The sequence below is a fragment of the Flavobacterium granuli genome (assembly GCF_900129705.1).
In the GTDB taxonomy this organism is placed as follows: Bacteria; Bacteroidota; Bacteroidia; order Flavobacteriales; family Flavobacteriaceae; genus Flavobacterium; species Flavobacterium granuli.
The window spans coordinates 1-3,493 of the sequence record NZ_FQWO01000024.1; the positions used below are offsets into that span (position 1 = coordinate 1).

Below are 3,493 nucleotides of genomic sequence, written 5' to 3' on the forward strand. Positions count from 1 at the left end.
ATCCAATCCGAAACGCTCAATACAAAACTTGGTAAACCTGCCTGCATTTTAAAGTGGTCAAATTCCACCACTTTAAAATTGAGATTGTTGATTTGTGGACATGCTAACTTAGCCATCACAGAAAGTTAAGAAATAATCTTAATTTTAGCCTATGAAACAAGTCCGCAAAATTTATGACAAAGCTTTTAAAGACACCTATCAGCATCTTTCTACTACTTTTTACTAATTATTAATAACCATATGCCTAGTATTTTTTTTACTGCTGGATCAGGTCGAGTTTATAAAGAATTGTACTTTCTTGGACGCATCTTTAATATTATAATTTCTTTTTCAAGTTCTTCAATTTTTTCTTTTTGGAATTTTAAAAGTTCTGTTTTTACATTAAAAGCAGGGATTTTTTTTTCTTTCTTAATTTCTATACTACCCTCTTCTAAAACCAACCAATTTAAAGATATCTCGCAGTATGTCTTTACGAAATTTCTAAGATTATCAATAGAAACTTTCTGTTTTTCATTTTTTAAATCATATAGCTCAGCCTTATCAATACCAAGTACCCCAGCTAGGTGAGCATACGTCTTGATATGTCCCTTTCCTTTCAGAAAATTATAGGCTGCAAAAAGGCGCTCATTATCGGTCATTTAAAAAAAGTATAAAAGTTTATTACTGATCTTTTATTTCGTTCTATAAGACTTCATAGATTATCAAATATATTAATTTTTTCTTACAAATCATCAACTGAGCTTTTAATTCACTACAGGCCTTTCGGATTTACATTGACCTACATATCAGTAGTTTAACTGCTAGTAATTCCGGATCACACCCCATAAAACAAAAAAAGCTCTAGCTATAAAAAGTTTCGGTTCTGGACAACCCTTTCAGCGTTCCAAACGCTGAAAGGGTTTTTAAAACAAAAAAAAGACACCTATCAGCATCTTTTCCATATAATATTATTCCGATATCGAAACCCCATGGCTTATTAAAACTCATCGAGTTCCGTTCAACACAACTTTATGGCTATTTTTTCTTTTAGTTCACTGAGCAATTATTTTTTAGCAGTGTTCACTGACCCGAGCCTGCAAGGCGAACGGATGAAGTAATCTTCGATTTGTCTTGATACAAAAGAAACAAAAAATCAAGTCTGAATAGTTGCTCCCGATCGCCATCGGGACCGAAAATCTCGGGCGCATTTATCTCACTAATCCCTTATTGTTATTGGTGTTCGATGAACCTCACTACGTTTCGGTTTTCCTATCGCGACCCCAGCCGCTCGTGTTGCACACTCGACTCGGGGGTCACTCCCGCCGGCCAACGCTCAAATCCTTGCCCGGATTTTCTTGGATAAAAATATAAGGGCGGGGTTGAAGCGGAAACTAACTTAGATTTTGTTTCTTACCTCTTGCTTCACGTATAACACATTAGAAAACAACACTTTAAACACAAATTAAAATCCTAATGAAATAGCTTTTTCTAGTAATTTGTAGTACATTTATAATAGTTTGACGATTTTATCAAAAAAAACATTTTAAAATCTTAGAATATGGTATCAAAAACAATTGAAACACTAAAATACTTACTATCGGAATATCGTTTTTATTTCTTAAGTCTTGCATTATTATTAGTCCTCTTGATTGATGGTTATAATAAAACTTTGCAATTAGAAAAAGAACTTATTCGGATAGAAAAAGAACTCCAAATGAATCAAACCACGTTCGAAAAAAGGCAAAAGACATATGATGAAAACGCAAAACAAAGACGGGAAGAACTTGAACGTATCAAATCGTCATTAGAAAAAAGTTTGTCCAAGAAAAACGCTGGCAAATAAAAAGACGCCATAATAAAGCATCTCTAATTTTTACATTCTACCTAACCCCCTCCCCGTATAGCAAAACCTTTAACAAAATAAACTCATCAACATATTCGTTATACCTGTGTAGAGAAAAGACTACCAATCATTTTTCTATTCCGTTGGCTCTTCAAAAAATGGAGTAACCTGATTCTTTTCAATATACTCCTCAACAATACCAACCTCATCTATGTCCACAAAATCAAGAAATTTAGCATCTCTGATTTGAGCCCACATTATATGATTTTTATCAGTTGGCTTAGTTTGTGGTTCGCGACCAAGAACAAAATATTTACCCTCTTTTTGACCACTCAACTCAATAGCTTTAGTTAAGGATATAAAACGGCTAATATCATTTTCAAGATTATAATGTCTTTTTTCAAAATCAAATACTTGCCCGGCAACAGGCACTCCATTCACTCCAATAAAATTAACTTCAACTGGCGCAAACAAATTAGCAAAGTCATCTGATGTTAATATTCGATCAATATTCACCTTGCCGGTAATTTTTGGATATAACTTAGCTTTTATATTTTGATAAACACTCGACGCATCATCTTCTAGATGAACATGCTCATCATATTCAAAAATATACTTTTCAAAAACTCGCCTATAAGTATCATTTGAGAGCGCAACGTCAATGAATTTTGGTTCAGAAAATTGGATTAAATTATTAGAATATTTTGACAAATAGCTGATATAAGAATGATTTACCCATTTTGCTTTTGAAGCAATGTCAATCGAAAATAAACAATCCGTATTTTCTCCAGTGCTTTTTATATCCTTTTCTAAGGATTTGAGATACGTTTTCAGAATCAGATAACTTTCATTACTCAATAATCCTTTTATAGCTTGCAGTTTTGAGTGAGAATATTTAAAAAAATGATGCTTTCCATCAGACATTATTAGTCCTATACTAACTCTTTCATCAAGAGTAGCACTAATAGGGATATATAATATTGAAAAAATTGTTCTCATTTTAATTTACAATAAAAGATTGCACATAGGTTCTAAATGTAATTTCACACTTTTTTTTCCATTCGTCAGAAAACAAATTTCTCTGTATTTTACTTTTAATATCCTCAATATCAATTCCCCATGACTTGGGCATAAGTTCAAGTACATTGTCTAAATTTGCTTCGCAATCTTTGGTGCAAAGGTAGAACTTTTCAACCAAGTTATCAACAGTTTCTACTAATTTACGTTTACTGCCAAAAAGTAATTTGGCAATTTCAGTATTCAAAAGCGTGTCGTCTTCTGTCAACTCTACTATTTCATATTTTAAAAAAGTACTGTTAAAAAGACATACATGATCGATTGCATAAAAAAAGTACAGCTTGTCGGGACCATAAAACAATAATAAATTGTTGTTTCCGTAATTTCTGTCCTCATTAGACAACCAAATATCAAATAATGCAATTTTTAAAAAATCGCTTTTCTGCTGTATTTTATCAGCAAAACTCTTCTCTCTAAAAGACGGGATTAGTGATAAATTAACTTCAACTGTATTCTTTAAATATCGAGAACCAAAACATTCTTTGCTAAAAAGCATAGGAGATTCTGTGTTGATTTCCTAATAAATCTAAATTTTATTTTTATCGGGAAGCTTTTTTTTATGTTTAATATTCTTAATTTTGTCGTCTAAGTCGG

The 3,493-nt window shown here is 32.1% G+C and carries 4 protein-coding genes; 1 reads left to right on the forward strand and 3 read right to left on the reverse strand.

Annotation, left to right across the window (positions count from 1 at the left end):
• Positions 1-278: 278 nt before the first annotated feature.
• Positions 279-638: a hypothetical protein gene (locus BUB25_RS16255; protein WP_072946192.1), complete on the reverse strand. Its 360-nt coding sequence runs from the start codon at positions 636-638 to the stop codon at positions 279-281.
• 899 nt (positions 639-1,537) lie between these two features.
• Here BUB25_RS16255 and BUB25_RS16260 point away from each other — a divergent pair.
• Positions 1,538-1,822: a hypothetical protein gene (locus tag BUB25_RS16260; protein ID WP_072946194.1), complete on the forward strand. Its 285-nt coding sequence runs from the start codon at positions 1,538-1,540 to the stop codon at positions 1,820-1,822.
• Between the two features lie 135 nt (positions 1,823-1,957).
• On the opposite strand, the gene BUB25_RS16265 is transcribed toward BUB25_RS16260, so the two are convergent.
• On the reverse strand, positions 1,958-2,821 hold the full coding sequence (locus BUB25_RS16265) for a hypothetical protein (protein ID WP_072946195.1): 864 nt from the start codon (positions 2,819-2,821) through the stop codon (positions 1,958-1,960).
• Between the two features lies 1 nt (position 2,822).
• Positions 2,823-3,395, reverse strand: a complete 573-nt coding sequence (locus BUB25_RS16270) for a HipA family kinase (protein WP_072946197.1) — start codon at positions 3,393-3,395, stop codon at positions 2,823-2,825.
• Between the last annotated feature and the right edge of the window lie 98 nt (positions 3,396-3,493).